The 15,087-nt window shown below is 71.0% G+C and carries 15 protein-coding genes; 7 read left to right on the top strand and 8 right to left on the bottom strand.

Annotation, left to right across the window (positions count from 1 at the left end):
* Positions 1-7: 7 nt before the first annotated feature.
* The 3 genes from rsmD to H976_RS0122525 are packed head-to-tail and all read right to left on the bottom strand — an operon-like array spanning position 8 to position 4,394.
* Entirely contained in the window at positions 8-586 is a 579-nt protein-coding gene (gene rsmD / locus H976_RS0122535; RefSeq protein ID WP_027863360.1) for a 16S rRNA (guanine(966)-N(2))-methyltransferase RsmD, read from the bottom strand.
* Entirely contained in the window at positions 583-2,754 is a 2,172-nt protein-coding gene (locus H976_RS0122530; protein ID WP_196804188.1) for an ATP-dependent DNA helicase RecG, read from the bottom strand. Before H976_RS0122530 ends, rsmD begins: the two co-directional genes overlap by 4 nt.
* A 2-nt stretch (positions 2,755-2,756) precedes the next feature.
* The gene (locus H976_RS0122525) at positions 2,757-4,394 is read right to left on the bottom strand and encodes a DAK2 domain-containing protein (protein WP_027863358.1); all 1,638 of its coding nucleotides are present in this window, start codon (positions 4,392-4,394) and stop codon (positions 2,757-2,759) included.
* Between the two features lie 164 nt (positions 4,395-4,558).
* Between H976_RS0122525 and rpmB the strand changes: the two genes are divergently transcribed.
* On the top strand, positions 4,559-4,744 hold the full coding sequence (gene rpmB, locus H976_RS0122520; RefSeq protein ID WP_027863357.1) for a 50S ribosomal protein L28: 186 nt from the start codon (positions 4,559-4,561) through the stop codon (positions 4,742-4,744).
* A gap of 98 nt (positions 4,745-4,842) precedes the next feature.
* Here rpmB and H976_RS0122515 read toward each other — a convergent pair whose 3' ends face one another.
* Positions 4,843-5,805, bottom strand: coding sequence for a thiamine-phosphate kinase (locus H976_RS0122515; protein ID WP_027863356.1), 963 nt, complete (start codon positions 5,803-5,805; stop codon positions 4,843-4,845).
* Between the two features lie 117 nt (positions 5,806-5,922).
* Between H976_RS0122515 and H976_RS0122510 the strand changes: the two genes are divergently transcribed.
* Both H976_RS0122510 and H976_RS0122505 read left to right on the top strand, forming a co-directional pair.
* Complete coding sequence (locus H976_RS0122510; RefSeq protein WP_027863355.1) at positions 5,923-6,159, top strand: Lrp/AsnC family transcriptional regulator; 237 nt, start codon at positions 5,923-5,925, stop codon at positions 6,157-6,159.
* The gene (locus H976_RS0122505; protein WP_081683125.1) at positions 6,138-6,656 is read left to right on the top strand and encodes a DUF3515 domain-containing protein; all 519 of its coding nucleotides are present in this window, start codon (positions 6,138-6,140) and stop codon (positions 6,654-6,656) included. Before H976_RS0122510 ends, H976_RS0122505 begins: the two co-directional genes overlap by 22 nt.
* A 9-nt stretch (positions 6,657-6,665) precedes the next feature.
* Here the strand turns inward: H976_RS0122505 and H976_RS0122500 are convergent, their stop codons facing one another.
* Complete coding sequence (locus H976_RS0122500; RefSeq protein WP_027863353.1) at positions 6,666-7,778, bottom strand: D-alanine--D-alanine ligase family protein; 1,113 nt, start codon at positions 7,776-7,778, stop codon at positions 6,666-6,668.
* A gap of 68 nt (positions 7,779-7,846) precedes the next feature.
* Here H976_RS0122500 and H976_RS0122495 point away from each other — a divergent pair, with 68 nt between their 5' ends.
* The 3 genes from H976_RS0122495 to H976_RS0122485 all read left to right on the top strand — a co-directional run bounded on the left by H976_RS0122495 (position 7,847) and on the right by H976_RS0122485 (position 12,373).
* The gene (locus tag H976_RS0122495; RefSeq protein ID WP_036227674.1) at positions 7,847-8,899 is read left to right on the top strand and encodes a PLP-dependent aspartate aminotransferase family protein; all 1,053 of its coding nucleotides are present in this window, start codon (positions 7,847-7,849) and stop codon (positions 8,897-8,899) included.
* Positions 8,900-9,057: 158 nt separating this feature from the next.
* The gene (gene bglX, locus H976_RS0122490; protein WP_081683124.1) at positions 9,058-11,406 is read left to right on the top strand and encodes a beta-glucosidase BglX; all 2,349 of its coding nucleotides are present in this window, start codon (positions 9,058-9,060) and stop codon (positions 11,404-11,406) included.
* A gap of 109 nt (positions 11,407-11,515) precedes the next feature.
* Positions 11,516-12,373 carry a sigma-70 family RNA polymerase sigma factor gene (locus H976_RS0122485; RefSeq protein ID WP_027863350.1) on the top strand — a complete coding sequence of 286 codons (858 nt, stop codon included), beginning with the start codon at positions 11,516-11,518 and terminating at the stop codon, positions 12,371-12,373.
* Here the strand turns inward: H976_RS0122485 and H976_RS0122480 are convergent, their stop codons facing one another.
* The gene (locus H976_RS0122480; protein ID WP_027863349.1) at positions 12,374-13,375 is read right to left on the bottom strand and encodes an NAD(P)H-dependent glycerol-3-phosphate dehydrogenase; all 1,002 of its coding nucleotides are present in this window, start codon (positions 13,373-13,375) and stop codon (positions 12,374-12,376) included. It abuts the gene before it with no gap.
* A complete protein-coding gene (locus H976_RS0122475) occupies positions 13,372-14,139 on the bottom strand; it encodes a 1-acyl-sn-glycerol-3-phosphate acyltransferase (protein ID WP_027863348.1) in 768 nt (255 codons plus the stop codon). The genes H976_RS0122480 and H976_RS0122475 overlap by 4 nt, the downstream gene beginning before the upstream one ends.
* 79 nt (positions 14,140-14,218) lie before the next feature.
* Here H976_RS0122475 and cofC point away from each other — a divergent pair, with 79 nt between their 5' ends.
* Complete coding sequence (cofC, locus tag H976_RS0122470; protein WP_036227801.1) at positions 14,219-14,827, top strand: 2-phospho-L-lactate guanylyltransferase; 609 nt, start codon at positions 14,219-14,221, stop codon at positions 14,825-14,827.
* A gap of 51 nt (positions 14,828-14,878) precedes the next feature.
* Here the strand turns inward: cofC and H976_RS30835 are convergent.
* A partial coding sequence (locus tag H976_RS30835; RefSeq protein ID WP_036227667.1) for a hypothetical protein occupies positions 14,879-15,087 on the bottom strand: 209 nt, incomplete at its 5' end.

Here is a 15,087-nt window from a genome sequence, read left to right as displayed (position 1 = left end):
CCCTGGGTCATGAGTCCTCGGCCGGCGAGTCGGCGCGAACGTACCAGAGCACCGTCTCGCCGTACTCCTTGCTCCGCTCGCGCACCAGGCCCGCGGGCCAGGCGGGTTCCACGCTACGCGCCGAGCGCTCCACGACCAGCACCGATCCGGGCGCGACCCAGCCGTAGTCGAGGAGCAGCGCCAGCACCTGCTCGAGCTCGGCGTTCTCCAGGGGGTACGGCGGGTCGGCGAACACCACGTCGTACGGCGCCCGTGCGTGCTGGCCGAGCACCCGCGCGACCGGGAGGGCGAGCACCTCGACCTTCCGGAAGCCCAGGGTGCCGGCGTTGTCCTGCACCATCCGGGCCGTACGACGGTCGGACTCCACCGAGGTGACCACACCGGCGCCGCGCGACATCGCCTCGAGGCCGATGGCACCCGAACCGGCGTACAGGTCGAGGAAGCGGAGCCCCGTCAGCGAGCCGAGCTGGGCCTCCAGCGCGGAGAAGAGTGCCTCGCGGACCCGGTCGGCGGTCGGCCGGGTGGCATCGCCCGTGGGCGTCTTGAGGCGTCGGCCGCCCGCGGTCCCCCCGATGATCCGCGTCATGTCATCTCCAGGTACTCGGCCTGCTCGGAGTCCTCGAGGCGGCGGGTCGCCTCGGCCAGGGCCGGGCTCGCCGAGAGGTCGGGGTCGGTGGCGAGGTGCTGGGTGGCGGCGGCGCGGGCACGCTCGATGACGTCCTCGTCGCGCAGCACCGAGAGCAGCTTGAGACTCGACCGCCCGCCGCTCTGCTCGATGCCGAGCACGTTGCCCTCGCGACGCTGCTCGAGGTCGATCCGGGAGAGCTCGAAGCCGTCGCGGGTCGAGGCCACCGCCGTCAGCCGCTCCATCGAGGTGCTCCCGGGGTCGACGGCCGTGACGAGCAGGCAGAGGCCGCTGTGACCACCCCGGCCGATGCGGCCGCGCAGCTGGTGCAGCTGGGAGACGCCGAAGCGGTCAGCGTCGAGGATCACCATCACGGTCGCGTTGGGGACGTCGACCCCGACCTCGATGACGGTGGTGGAGACGAGCACGTCGACCTCACCGGCGGCGAAGGACTGCATCACCCGGTCCTTGTCCTCGGGCGCCATCCGTCCGTGCAGCATCTCCACGCGCAGCCCGGAAAGCTGCCCCTCGGTCAGCTCGACAGCCGTCTCCTCGACCGAGCGGAGGGGTGCGCGACCGGTGTCGTCCCCTTCGTCGAGGTCGATGCGCGAGCAGACGACGTACGCCTGGCGGCCCTGCCCGACCTCCTCACGGATCCGCTGCCAGGCCCGGTCCAGCCAGTCCTGGCGAGCGGCCGGTACGACGGTCGTCTGCACGTCACCCCGCCCGGCCGGCAGCTCGGTCAGCGTGGAGGTGTCGAGGTCTCCGAACACCGTCATCGCGACCGTGCGCGGGATCGGCGTCGCGGTCATCACCAGCACGTGCGGCGGCGCCCCGGCCTTGCCGCTCAGGGCGGCCCGCTGCTCGACCCCGAACCGGTGCTGCTCGTCGACCACCACCAGGCCGAGCTCGGCGAACTGGACACGCTCCTCGAGGAGGGCGTGGGTGCCGATGACGATGCCGGCCTCGCCGCCGGCGGCCTCCGCGAGAGCAGTGCGGCGCGAGGCGGCGTTCAGCGAGCCCGTCAGCAGCGCCACCCGGGTCGCCCCCTCCGCTCCTCCGAGGAAGCCTCCCTCGGCCAGGTCGCCGAGCATGGCGACGATCGAGCGGTGGTGCTGCTGGGCCAGCACCTCGGTCGGCGCCAGCAGAGCCGCCTGGCCGCCTGAGTCGATCACCTGGAGCATCGCCCGCAGCGCGACCACCGTCTTGCCGGAGCCGACCTCGCCCTGCAGGAGCCGGTGCATCGGGTGGCCCTGTCCGAGCTCGGTCGCGATCTCGTCGCCGATCTCGCGCTGCCCGTCGGTGAGTGCGAACGGGAGACGCTCGTCGAAGCGGTCGAGCAGCCCACCGCTCCGACCCGGTCGCGGGTTGGCGACGGTGGCCTCGATGGCGGCTCGGCGGCGGGCGAGCAGGGTCTGGGTGACGAAGGCCTCGTCGTACTTCAGCCGGTCGGCCGCCTTGACCTTCTGACCCCAGTTGTCGGGGCGGTGGATCCCGCGCAGCGCGTGGCCGATCGTGACGAGGTCCTCGGCCTCGCGCACCGAGGGGGGCAGCACGTCGGGGACGTCCTCGACGAGGTCGAGCGCCATCGCGATGGCGTTCTCGAGGTTCCACGGGTTGATGCCGGCCACGGCCGGGTAGATCGGGATCAGGTCGGGCATCCTGGCGAACGCGTCATCGGCCTGGTCGCCGTACATGCGCGACTCGGGGTTGGTCAGCTGCCAGGCGCCGTTGAACCACTTCAGCCGGCCGACGAACAGACCGACGGCTCCCTGCGGCATCTGCTTGGCCCGCCAGTCGGCGGTGTGCTTCTGCCGGTCGAAGTAGGTCATGGTCAGGCTGCCGTCCTCGGCACGGACGCGGACCTCGAGGCGGTAGGCCGTGCGGTGCGTACGACGGTCCTGGTAGGGCTTCTGGACGCTGCTCACGACCTCTCCGACCATCGTCAGCAGGTCGCCCTCGTTGAGGTCGTCGAGCTCGCTGAGGCTGCCCTTGCGGACGTAGCGGCGCGGGAACACGCCGAGCAGGTCGCCCACCGTCTCGATGCCGGTGGCCTTCTTGATCTTGCCCGCTTCCTTGCCGCCGATGGCCGCCACCGGCGACTCCCAGCGCACCTGCACCCCCGCCACGGCTACTCCACCGCCACCAGCAGCGGGTAGCGGTCCTGGCCGCCCTCGTAGACCACCACGTCGACGCCGGGGTGGGCTCGTTGCACCCACGCCTCGCACGCCTGCGCCAGGTCGCCGGCCTCGGCACCCGCGACCAGCGTGACCAGCTCCCCGCCGCCGCCGATCAGCCGTTCGAGCACGCCGCACGCGACCTCGTAGAGGTCCTTGGCCACGATCGCGAAGTCACCGTTGATGACCCCGAGCGCGTCGCCCACCGAGCAGGGGCCGGCGGTCGTCATGGCGTCCTTGGCCGCGACGGTGACCGCGCCGTGCCGGGCGCCGCGGGCGGCGGCGGTCATGTGCACGACGTCGCTGTCCAGGGGCCGACCGGGCTCGTGCACGGCCAGCGCGGCGATGCCCTGGACCTGGGCCCGGGTCGGGATCACCACGACGTGGATGCCCTTGGCCTCGGCCTCGTGGGCCGCCGCCTCGGCCACTCCCAGCGAGTCGGGGTCGTTGGGCAGCACGATGACCTCCTCGGCCGCCGTCTGCTCGATGGCCTCGAGCACCTCACGCGTGCTCGGCCGTCGGCCGGGGCCACCGTCGATGACGAGGGCGCCGGACTCGCGGAACAGGGCGTTCAGGCCGGGTCCGGCGGCGACGATGACCAGTCGGCGGCCGCGGCGCTCGGCCCGCTTGTCGCGGGCGCGATCGATCTGCTCGGCGAAGTGGGTGACCTCGATCCGGCGGGGTGAGCCGGCCCGGATCCCGGCCTCGACCGCGGCGCCGACGTCGGCGACGTGCACGTGGACGTTCCAGAGTCCCTCGCCGCCCACCACGACCAGGGAGTCGCCCAGCGAGGCCAGCTCCTCACGCAGCGGCGCGATGGCGTCGTCGTCGGCCTCGAGCAGGTACATCACCTCGTACGCCGGCCCGCCCTCGGTCAGGTCGCCGGTCTGGATCCTCGCGACCGGGATGGCCGGCGAACCCACGTGGGGAGTGGCGGTGGTGGCGCGCTTGCCGGTGATCGCGGACTCGGCGGCGTCCAGCACCACGCACAGGCCCCGACCGCCCGCGTCGACCACACCTGCCTGGGCCAGGACGGGCAGCTGTTCGGGAGTCCGGGCCAGGGCCTCCCGGGCGGCGCTGGCGGCGGCCCGCACGACGTCACCGAGCCGGTCCTCGCGGACCTCCGCCGCCGTCGCAGCCGCCTCCGACGCGGCCCGGGCGACGGAGAGGATGGTGCCCTCGACCGGTTTGCCGACCGCGGCGTAGGCAGCCTCGGTGGCGAGTGCCATCCCCTCGGCGAACACCGATGCCGAGCGGTCGTCGGGGCCGGCCCGCCCGATCCGCCGGAGCAGGGCCCCGATCAGCTGGCTGAAGATGACGCCGGAGTTGCCGCGAGCGCCGAGCAGCGCACCGCGGGCGTAGGCGCGCATGGCCAGACGCAGGTCGTCCGGGTGCTCCTCGAGAGCAGCCGCCATGGCGTCGCGAGCCGACTCGACGGTGAGGAACATGTTGGTCCCGGTGTCGCCGTCCGGGACCGGGTAGACGTTGAGGGCGTCGATCTCCTCGCGGCTCGCGGAGAGCCCGTCGACAGCGAGGTCCGCGAACCGGCGTACGACGTCGAGATCGAAGGTGGCAACATCTGCCTGCGCCATCGCCGTCGTACCCCCTGCCCTGTGGAAGGGATCACGGTAGACGGTCGCTCCTCGATTCGCGTCTCGGTGGGGCTCTGAGTTATTCTCGTGCGGTTGCCCGAAGCTCACTCTCGGGCCCCCTGACTGAACCTGTCTTGTTCGAGATCCAACCCGAGGAGTGCACGGTGGCTGCCGTCTGCGACATCTGCGCCAAGAAGCCTGGCTTCGGCAACAACCGACCGTGGTCGCGCAAGATCACGAAGCGTCGCTTCAACCCCAACATCCAGCGCGTGCGGGCCACCGTCAACGGCTCCCCCAAGCGTCTCAACGTCTGCACCGGCTGCCTCAAGGCCGGCAAGGTCAGCCGCTGACGCACTGAAGCTGCCGCGACCGCCCTCGTCCTCCTGGACGGGGGCGGTTCGTGTTTCTGTGCCCTGGTTCACGACACGTGTTGTGACCGGCAGCCCGCTCAGAAGTGCGCCCACCCAGCCGGCCCGTCGTACGCCGCCCCGTCGACCGTGACGCCCTCCCCCGCGGCCACCGTGCCGATCCGGGTGAACCCCTCCGGGAGGTCGGTGCCGGCCGGGAAGGTGGCGAGGATGGCGTGGTCGTCGCCGCCGCCGAGGACGAACTGCATCGGGTCGACCCCGAGGGCGGAGCCGACGGCCCGCATCGGCTCGGCCAGCTCGAAGGCGGCGCGCTCGATGTCGACGGCCACCCCCGATCCGGCGGCGACGTGGCCGGCGTCGGCCACCAGCCCGTCGGAGACGTCGATCATCGCGGTGGCGCCGGCGCGGGCAGCGGCCAGGCCCGCGGTGTACGGCGGCTGCGGGCGCTGGTAGGCCTCGACCAGGACGCGAGGCGAGCGGAAGCCCCGGCCGAGCACGGCGAGGCCGGCGGCGGCCCAGCCCTGGCGACCGGCGAGGGCGAGTACGTCGCCCGGCTGGGCGCCCGACCGGAGCACCGGCGAGACCTCGCAGGTGCCCATCACCGTGATGGCGATGACCACCTCGTCGGCCGTGGTCAGGTCTCCCCCGACGATCGTGGCACCGACCAGGGCCGCCTCCTCGGCGATCCCGTCGGCGAGGTCGAGGGCCCAGCGCACGGGCAGGTCGGCAGGTGCGGCCAGTCCGACGGTCAGCGAGTGCGCCGTACCACCCATGGCGTTGACGTCGGAGAGGTTGGCAGCGGCCGCCTTGCGACCGATGTCGCGTGCCTGTGCCCACTCGCGGCGGAAGTGGCGGCCCTCGACGAGCAGGTCGGTGGAGACCACGACATGACCCTTCGGGGTGCGGAGCACGGCAGCGTCGTCACCGGGTCCGACGTACACGTGGGAGTCCTGGGTGAAGCGCCCCGTCAGTACCGAGATCAGGCCGAACTCCCCCGCGTCGGCGAGTGTGGCGTCGGCCGCGAACGGCTCCTGGGGAGTCATGGCACCATCTGACCAGATCGACTCGGCCCGGCATCGAGGCCCATCGTGTTTCGCCCCGGCTGGTCGTCGGGTAGGTTGCGAGCGTTCCAGACTTTTCCGATCACCGAGGGAGTCCACATGGTCGTCCAGGCCTACATCCTGATCCAGACCGATGTCGGCAAGGCCGCGGAGGTCGCGCAGCGGATCACTGACATCAAGGGCGTCATCCTCGCCGAGGACGTCACCGGCCCCTACGACGTCATCGTCCGCGCGGAGGCTCGCAACGTCGACGAGCTCGGCAAGCTGGTGGTGGCCAAGGTGCAGACGCTCGAGGGCATCACGCGTACGTTGACGTGCCCCGTCGTCCACATCTGAGCACCCGCTCCTCCCGACGCCCGTCACCCCTCGGGGTGGCGGGCGTCGTCGTGCTGACGACCCTGCTCGTCTCCACCCTGGCCGGCTGCGGCGCCGTGCGCCTGCACGACCACGAGGTCTCGGCGGCCGATCGCCGGGCCTGCCAGGCGCTGGTCGACGACCTGCCCCACCGGGTCTCCGAGCTCCCGCGTCGCGGGACCAAAGGTGGTGACCTCGGCGCCGCGTGGGGTGACCCGGCCATCGTGCTGACGTGCGGAGTCGGTACGCCGAAGGGCTACCGCCCGACGTCTCCGTGCCAGCGGGTCAACGGGGTCGGCTGGTTCGTCCCGGAGGACCAGATCTCCGACCAGGGCAAGGACGTCGTGATGACCACCATCGACCGCAAGCCGAACATCGAGGTCGTCGTACCCTCCGACTACCGCCCCCCGGACGCCGCCATGGTCGACCTCGCCGGGGCCATCAAGAAGCACACCAAGGTGGTCAGTCCCTGCTCGTGAGCGAGCCGCTCAGCGCAACCCGGTCTCGCGGTCCAGGGCGAGCTGCACGAGGCGCTCGATCAGGGCGGGATAGCTGAGCCCGGACTCCTGCCACAGCAGCGGGAACATCGAGGTCGCAGTGAAGCCGGGCATGGTCTCGACCTCGTTGACCAGCACCCGGTTGTCCGGCAGCACGAAGAAGTCGACGCGTGCGAGGCCCTCGACGTCGAGTGCCTCGAAGGCGCGTACGGCGAGGTCGTGCACCTGCTCGACGATGTCCTCGTTGAGCGAGGCAGGGATGCGGTAGCTCTGCTCGAGGTACTTCGCCTCGAAGTCGTAGAACGAGTGCTCGGGAGCAACGGTGATCTCGGCGATCGCACTCACCTCCGGGACACCGCCGTCGAGTCCCTGCAGGACCCCGATCTCGACCTCGCGGGCGTTGGTGGCCGCCGACTCGACGAGCACCTTCGGGTCGTAGCGCCGCGCCTCCTCGATGGCCTCGTCGAGCTGGGAGGCGTCGTCGACGCGGCTGATCCCGAAGCTCGATCCGGCTCGCGCCGGCTTCACGAACACCGGGTAGTCGAGGGCCTCCACCGCCTCGCGGATGGCCGCTGGGTCGCGTTCCCACTGGCGGGGGCGGACCAGCACGTAGGGCAGCACCGGCAGTCCGGCGGCCATGAACAGCTGCTTCATGAAGTGCTTGTCGGTGCCGACGGCGCTCGAGAGCACTCCCGCCCCGACGTACCGCACGTCGGCCATCTCCAGCAGCCCCTGCAGGGTGCCGTCCTGGCCCCACGGCCCGTGCATGACCGGGAAGACGACGTCAACCTCGCCGAGGACGTTGGGCACGTCCCCGGGGTCGGTGACCACCAGCCCCTGGCCGGGTGTGAGCGCGACCTCGGTCTTCCCCGTCACCGAGGGCAGCTCGCCCGCCGGGCCGAGCGCGAGCTGGCCCTCGTCGACCGGCTCCAGCACCCAGCGGCCGTCGGGGGCGATCCCGACCGGCACCACGTCGTACTTCTCCGGGTCGAGCGCTGCGATCACGCTGCCGGCGGAGATGCAGGAGATCGAGTGCTCGCTGGAGCGGCCACCGAACACGACGGCGACACGGGGCTTGCGGCCAGGGTCCGAGGGGCTGCTCACGCGAGCGACCCTACCGGCGCCTCTGGGCCGCGCCGGGGTGCACGCGCACGACTATCTACGCTGGCGCCATGCGTCCCGCCACCCGCGCCGTCCACTCCGGCCGTCCGCCGCACGAGCCCGACCAGCCGCTGAACACGCCCATCACGATGGCCGCGACGTACGTCGCCGGCGGTGACCTGGAGTACGGCCGCTACGACAACCCCACCTGGCGGGCGTTCGAGGAGGCACTCGGCGAGCTCGAGGGTGGCCGGTGCCTCAGCTTCGCCAGCGGGCTGGCCGCCGTCTCGACCATCCTCGACCTCGTCGCCAACGGCGAGAAGGTGGTCGCTCCCCGGCACGCCTACAACGGTTCGCTCGGCCAGCTGGCCGACCTCGAGGCCCGAGGGCGCATCACCTCCCACCTCGTCGACATCGAGGACACCGATGCGGTGGTCGCCGCCTGCGAGGACGCGTCGCTGGTGTGGATCGAGTCGCCGACCAACCCCGCCATGGAGCTGGCCGACATTCCCACGATCACCAAGGCGGCGCACGACGCCGGGGCGTACGTCGTCGTCGACAACACCTTCGCCACCCCGGTCCTCCAGCAGCCGCTCGAGTGGGACGTCGACCTGGTCGTGCACTCGGCGACCAAGTTCATCGGCGGCCACGCCGACCTGCTGATGGGTGCGATCGTCACCCGCGACGAGCAGCTGTACGGCGTGCTCAAGGGACGACGCGACCTCGTCGGCGCCATCCCCGGAGCATTCGAGGCGTGGCTCGCGCTGCGTGGCCTGCGCACGCTCCCGCTGCGGATGGAGCGTTGTCAGTCCAACGCCGCCGAGCTCGTACGACGGTTGCGGGAACGCCCCGACGTCACCGAGGTCCGCTACCCCGGCTTCGGCGGCATGATCTCGATCGTGCTGCCCGACGGCGGGATCGCCGACCTCGTCCAGCACTCCACCCGGCTCTGGGTCTACGCCACCTCGCTCGGCGGCGTCGAGTCCACGCTCGAGCGTCGCCGGAGGTGGAAGAGCGAGCCCGCCACCATCCCCGACGGACTGATCCGGCTCTCGGTCGGCATCGAGGACGTCGAGGACCTCTGGGAGGACCTCGTCCAGGCTCTCGACGCCGGCACCGCCTGACCGTTCGCCCCATCGGGCACGCCTCGGCGTGTGCTCCACCGCTGACGGCGAAGCCTGGGACAAGATCGAGGCAGCCCCCGTGTGGCGTCAGTCACCAGCAGGGTTGTCGTGCTTGCACGATGCGGCGCGGCTCGGGACGTACCCCGGGAGGAACCCCGATGAAGCGAGTCACCCGCATCACCACCATCGCCGGCGCCACGCTGGCCACGGCGGTCGTCGCCAGCAGCGTGGTCGGCACCCACCTCGCCGACACCGACAGTGCCGCCAAGGCGACGCTGACCGCCACGCGCGTCACCCCCGACTCCGCGATCGAGAAGAAGATCAACGCCCTGGTCGACAAGATGACGACCAAGGAGAAGCTCCAGCAGGTCCAGCTGCTCTCCGACGGCCAGATCACCGACGCCGACGCCAAGGCGGGCGTCGGTGGGGTCTTCTCGTTGACCGACCCCGCCAAGATCAACCACTTCCAGCACCTCGCGGTGGAGAAGTCGCGGCTGCACATCCCGATCCTGTTCGCCTACGACACCATCCACGGCTACCGCACGATCTTCCCGGTGCCGCTCGGCGCGGCCAGCTCGTTCGACCCCGACGTGGCGCGCACCGACGCCTCGATCGGCGCTCGGGAGTCGGCGACGGTCGGCATCAAGCAGATCTACAGCCCGATGGTCGACGTCTCCCACGAGCCGCGCTGGGGCCGCATCGTCGAGGGCAACGGTGAGGACCCGTACCTCGGCTCGGCCATGGCAGCCGCCCGGGTGCACGGCGCCCAGGGCATCGACTACGCCGCGAAGAACAAGACGGTCACCTCGGTCAAGCACTTCGTCGGGTACGGCGCCGCGGAGGGCGGTCGCGACTACAACACCACCGACATGTCCGAGTCGACGCTGCGCAACCTCTACCTGCCGCCGTTCAAGGCCGCGGTGGATGCCGGGTCCGACACGGTGATGTGCTCCTTCAACGCCCTCAACGGTGTCCCCGGCTGCGCCAACAAGGACACCGAGACCAACATCCTCAAGAAGGAGTGGGGCTTCGACGGCTTCATCGAGAGCGACTACACGGCCGTCTCCGAGACACGGGCCTGCCCCCAGACGAACCCCGACGGGACCCCCGCCCCGTGCGGCCACGGGACCGCGGCCGACGGCGCCGAGGCCGGTGCCAACTCACTGATGGCCGGCACCGACTCCGAGATGGTCAGCACCCACATCCGCGACAACGGCGTGCAGCTGCTGGCGCAGAAGAAGATCACCATGAGCCGGCTCGACGACGCCGTACGCCGGATACTGCGGGTCAAGTTCCGCGCCGGCCTGTTCGACCACCCCTACGTCGACCAGGCCAAGGCCACCGACCCGAAGTCGTTCGTGACGGCCGCCGACCGCAAGGCCGCCCGCACCGCCGCGTCGCGCTCGATGGTGCTGCTGAAGAACGACAAGAGCGGCGCCAACCCGACATTGCCGCTCGACCCCACGAAGAAGACCGCGGTGATCGGCCCGCTCGGCGACGACCAGCACGACATGCTCGGTCCGTGGTGGGGCAAGGGCAAGGGCGAGGACACCGACGCCGTGAGCGTCTTCCAGGGCATCAAGGCCCAGTCGCCGAGCGCGACGTACAGCCAGGGCTGCAAGATCGACAACCTCGAGCCGCCGCAGAACACGCCTGAGAGCGAGTGCTCGCCCACCGACGGCTTCGCCGACGCCATCGCCAAGGCCAAGGCGGCCGACCAGGTCGTGCTCGCGCTCGGTGAGTCCCGCGAGATGAGCGGTGAGGCGACCTCCCGCTCGAACATCGACCTGCCGGGCCAGCAGCAGGAGCTGATCGACGCGATCGCCAAGACCGGCAAGCCGTTCGTGGTGGTCCTGTTCAACGGTCGGCCGCTCACGCTGTCGAACGTCGCCGCTTCCTCGCCGGCCATCCTCGAGGCGTGGTTCCCCGGCATCGAGGCCGGCAACGCGGTCGCAGACGTCGTGTTCGGCAAGACCGACCCGGGCGGCAAGCTGCCGGTCTCGTTCCCGCAGCGGCTCGGCCAGGTGCCGATCTACTACAACCACGAGCCCACCGGACGGCCGTGCGACGTCACGCAGAAGTACAACTCGCGCTACCGCGACCTGCGCTCGTGCGACCCGCTGTACCCGTTCGGGTTCGGCCTCAGCTACACGACGTTCTCGGTCACCAACCTGAGCCTCGACCACACCAAGGTCGACCGTGACGGTCGGGTGCACGCGTCGGTGAAGGTGACCAACACCGGGAAGAGGACCGGCGACGACGTCGTACAGCTCTACCTGCACGACCCCGTCGCGAGCCTCTCCCAGCCCGTACGCCGCCTCCGCGGCTTCGAGCGGGTCACCCTGAAGCCGGGCCAGTCGCAGCGCGTCAGGTTCACCATCGACCGCTCCGACTTCGGCTTCTACGACAACGACGGGAAGTTCGTGGTCGAGCCCGGCCAGATCGACCTCTACGCCGGCGACTCCTCGCAGGCCACCCTCACCAAGTCGTTCCAGGTCACCGACTGAGCGCAACGTCATACGACGTGGTCGCCATGGCGACCACTTCGTATGACGTCACAACCTCGCCGGCCGGATCGTCACCCAGATGACGGAACGAGACGCGAGGATGTGACCCGTGAGCGACGACGAGCGGCTGGTCGAGGAGTTCGAGGCCCACCGGGAGCGGCTGCGTGCAGTGGCCTACCGGATGCTGGGGTCGGGGCACGAGGCCGACGACGCCGTGCAGGAGACCTGGCTGCGACTGCGCCGCAGCGAGGGCATCGACAACCTCGGTGGCTGGCTGACCACCGTGGTGAGTCGCGTCTGCCTCGACATGCTGCGGGCACGGACGAACAAGCGCGAGGACGAGCTCACCGAGGCCGTTGTGTACGACGGCGTGGTCGGTGGCACGAGCGAGAGCGACCCGGAGCTCGAGGCCGAGCTCGCCGACTCGGTCGAGGAGGCCCTGCATGTCGTGCTCAGGTCGCTCTCGCCGGCCGAGCGGCTCGCCTTCGTGCTGCACGACCTGTTCGCCGTGCCCTTCGACGACATCGCCACCATCATCGGCCGCTCCCCCGCAGCCACTCGTCAGCTGGCCAGTCGGGCACGGCGACGCGTGCAGCAGCCGAACGCTCCGGCCGACTACGGCGACCGTGAGGTGGTCAGGGCCTTCCTGCAGGCCTCGCGCAACGGTGACTTCGAGGAGCTGCTCGCGCTGCTCGACCCGGGCGCCGTCGTACGCGCCGACGCGGCCGCCGTGCAGATGGGGTCCGAGGCGCTGGTCAGCGGGTCTCAGGCCGTGGCCGAGACGTTCGTGGGCCGGGCACGGGCGGCCAAGGAGGCACTCGTCGACGGCGCCTCCGGCGCGGCGTGGCAGCTGCACGGCGAGACCAAGGTCGCCTTCGGCTTCACCGTCGTCGACGGGCTGATCACCGAGATCGAGCTGCTCGCTGACCCGGAGGTGCTGGCACCCCAGCGGGTGGTGCTGGTCTGATCACTCGCGCTCGTGCTTGGTGTCGCGGGCGATGAACGCGTGCATCATGTCCTGCGGGCTCATCTCGCCGGCGACCACCGCGGCGACGTGCTCCGCAACCGGGGCGTCCACACCGCTGTTGCTGGCCAGGTCGTAGAGGGAGGCGCACGACTTGGCGCCCTCGGCCACCTGCCGGGTCGAGGCGATGATCTCCTCGGTCGACATGCCGCGGCCGATGTTCTCGCCGAAGGTGCGGTTGCGCGACAGCGGCGAGGAACAGGTCGCGACGAGGTCACCGAGTCCGGCCAGCCCCATCAGCGTCAGCGGGTCGGCGCCGAGCTTCATCGCCAGCCGCGCCGTCTCCGCGAGCCCGCGCGTGATCAGGGAGGCGGTCGTGTTGTCGCCGAAACCGAGCCCGATCGCCATGCCGACACAGAGAGCCACGACGTTCTTGTAGGCGCCGCCGAGCTCGCAGCCGAGCACGTCGGTGCTGCGGTAGGGGCGGAAGGCCTGGGAGTGGCACAGGTCCTGCAGCCGTCGCGCGACGTTCTCGTCCTCGCACGCGACGACGCTCGCAGCCGGCTCGCGCTGCGCGATCTCCCGAGCCAGGTTGGGCCCGCTGACCACGCAGATGCGCTCGGCGGGGGCGCCGGTGACCTCGCGGATCACCTCGCTCATCCGCTTGGTGGTGCCGAGCTCGACGCCCTTCATCAGCGAGACGAAGACCGCGTCGGCCGGCATCACGTCGGTCCACTGGCCGAGGTTCTCGCGCAGCTTCTGCGACGGCACGGAGAGTACGACGAACTCGGCGCCCGCGGCCGCCTCCTCGGGGTCCGGGGTGGCGCGTACCGAGGGCGGCAGCTCGATCCCGGGGAAGTACTCGGTGTTCTCGTGGCGCTCGTTGATCGCCTCGCAGACCTCGGGACGGCGGCCCCAGATGGTCACGTCCTGGCCGGCGTCCGCGAGCACGAGGCTGAACGCCGTACCCCACGAGCCGGCACCGAACACCGCCACCTTGGTCATGCCTGCCCCCGCTTCCGCTTGTTCGGGTTGCCGATCTCGTGCACGCCCGAGCCCTTCGGGTCGAAGCGTACGGCGGGAGCCGTGCTGCCGCGGAGATCCTCCACGAGCCGGGTGATGGCGGCCATGATCCGGTCGGTCGCCTCGCGCAGGACCTCCTCGGTGAGCGGCTTGCCACGCAGGTCGTCGAGGTCGACGGGGTCGCCGACCTTGTAGTGCGCCGTCCTGCGCGGGATCACGTGCGGTCTCACGGAGTACGCCGGCAAGATGTTCTGGGCCCCCCACTGCCCGATCGGGATCACCGGGCACCCCGTGGCCAGGGCGATCCGGGCCGCGCCGGTCTTGCCGCGCATCGGCCACCCGTCGGGGTCCTTGGTGATGGTGCCCTCGGGGTAGACGCCGATGCACTCGCCTGCGTGGATCGCCTCGACCGCGGCGTCGAACGCGCTGGCCGCGCCATCGGTCATCCGGGCCACCGGGATCTGGCCCGCGTCCTTGACGATGTGCTTGAGCAGCGGCGTGTGCCAGAGCGCCTCCTTGGCCAGGTAGCGCACCAGCCGTCCGTGCTCGTAGAGGAACCAGCCCAGCGTCATCGGGTCGAGGTGGCTGATGTGGTTGACCGCGACGACGCAGCCGCCGGTGGCCGGGATCTTCTCGCCGTCGATCCAGTCGTGCCTGGTCGCCGCCAGCAGCGTCGGCTTCACGATGACGACGACCGTCGACCACGCCCAGCCACGCTTCTGCTGCAGCTTGCGGACCTTCGCCACCGACGCCTCCCGTTCTCCGCCCGTCCCGCACGCGAGCCTACTGCTCAGCGGCTCCTCGACCCCTGAGAGGATCGACACGATGTCGCACACGTTCGCCCTGCTGGTGCCGGTGAAGGCGCTGTCACTGGCCAAGTCCCGGCTCGCGGTCAGCGGGGCCGGAGGCCGAGAGCCGCTGATGCGGGCGTTCGCCCTCGACGCGATCACGGCGGCCCTGCGGAGCCCGGTGGTCGGCCAGGTCCACGTCGTCACCGATGACCCCGGGTTCGAGGTCGACGGCGTACGCCGCCTCCCCGACGAGGGCCAGGGCGACCTGAACCGGGCCCTGCACCACGCGGCGCTACGGGTGCGCCTCGCTGATCCCGACGTCGCGGTGGCGGCCATGTGCGCCGACCTCCCCAGCCTGCGTACCGAGGACCTGACCGATGCCTTGTCGGCCGGGCTGACACCCCGCTGGTTCGTCGCCGACGCGGCCGGCACCGGTACGACGCTGCTCGCGGCCGGCCCGGGCGTCGATCTCGACCCGCACTTCGGTGCCGGGTCGGCCCGTCGCCACGAGGACTCGGGTGCTGCACCGGTCCGCGCCGAGCTCGTCTCGTTGCGCCGGGACGTGGACACCGAGGACGACCTGGCGGCCGCGCAGGCACTCGGCTTCGGTGCGCACACCGTCCGCGCCCTGGCCGGGACATGAAAGAGCGGCGGGACCCGTGTGGGTCACCGCCGCTCTCGTGCGAGGAGGACGCTAGGACTTCTTGGCGGTCTTCTTCGCGGGTGCCTTCTTGGCCGTCGACGCCTTCTTGGCCGGTGCTTTCTTGGCCGTCGTCTTCTTCGCTGCCGAGGTCTTCTTGGCCGTCGTCTTCTTGGCCGTCGACGCCTTCTTCGCCGTCGACTTCTTGGCAGCCGAGGTCTTCTTGGCCGGTGCCTTCTTGGCCGTCGACGCCTTCTTCGCCG

The sequence above is a fragment of the Marmoricola sp. URHB0036 genome, assembly GCF_000426045.1.
In the GTDB taxonomy this organism is placed as follows: domain Bacteria; phylum Actinomycetota; class Actinomycetes; order Propionibacteriales; family Nocardioidaceae; genus Marmoricola.
This window is presented reverse-complemented; position numbering and strand designations above follow the sequence as displayed.

Excerpts from the sequence above, each read along its gene's own strand:
- H976_RS0122480 (WP_027863349.1), bottom strand. The coding sequence starts at position 13,375 with ATGACCAAGGTGGCGGTGTTCGGTGCCGGCTCGTGGGGTACGGCGTTC.
- H976_RS0122515 (WP_027863356.1), bottom strand. The coding sequence starts at position 5,805 with ATGACTCCCCAGGAGCCGTTCGCGGCCGACGCCACACTCGCCGACGCG.
- H976_RS0122495 (WP_036227674.1), top strand. The coding sequence starts at position 7,847 with ATGCGTCCCGCCACCCGCGCCGTCCACTCCGGCCGTCCGCCGCACGAG.
- rsmD (WP_027863360.1), bottom strand. The coding sequence starts at position 586 with ATGACGCGGATCATCGGGGGGACCGCGGGCGGCCGACGCCTCAAGACG.
- H976_RS0122525 (WP_027863358.1), bottom strand. The coding sequence starts at position 4,394 with ATGGCGCAGGCAGATGTTGCCACCTTCGATCTCGACGTCGTACGCCGG.
- cofC (WP_036227801.1), top strand. The coding sequence starts at position 14,219 with ATGTCGCACACGTTCGCCCTGCTGGTGCCGGTGAAGGCGCTGTCACTG.
- bglX (WP_081683124.1), top strand. The coding sequence starts at position 9,058 with ATGAAGCGAGTCACCCGCATCACCACCATCGCCGGCGCCACGCTGGCC.
- H976_RS0122510 (WP_027863355.1), top strand. The coding sequence starts at position 5,923 with ATGGTCGTCCAGGCCTACATCCTGATCCAGACCGATGTCGGCAAGGCC.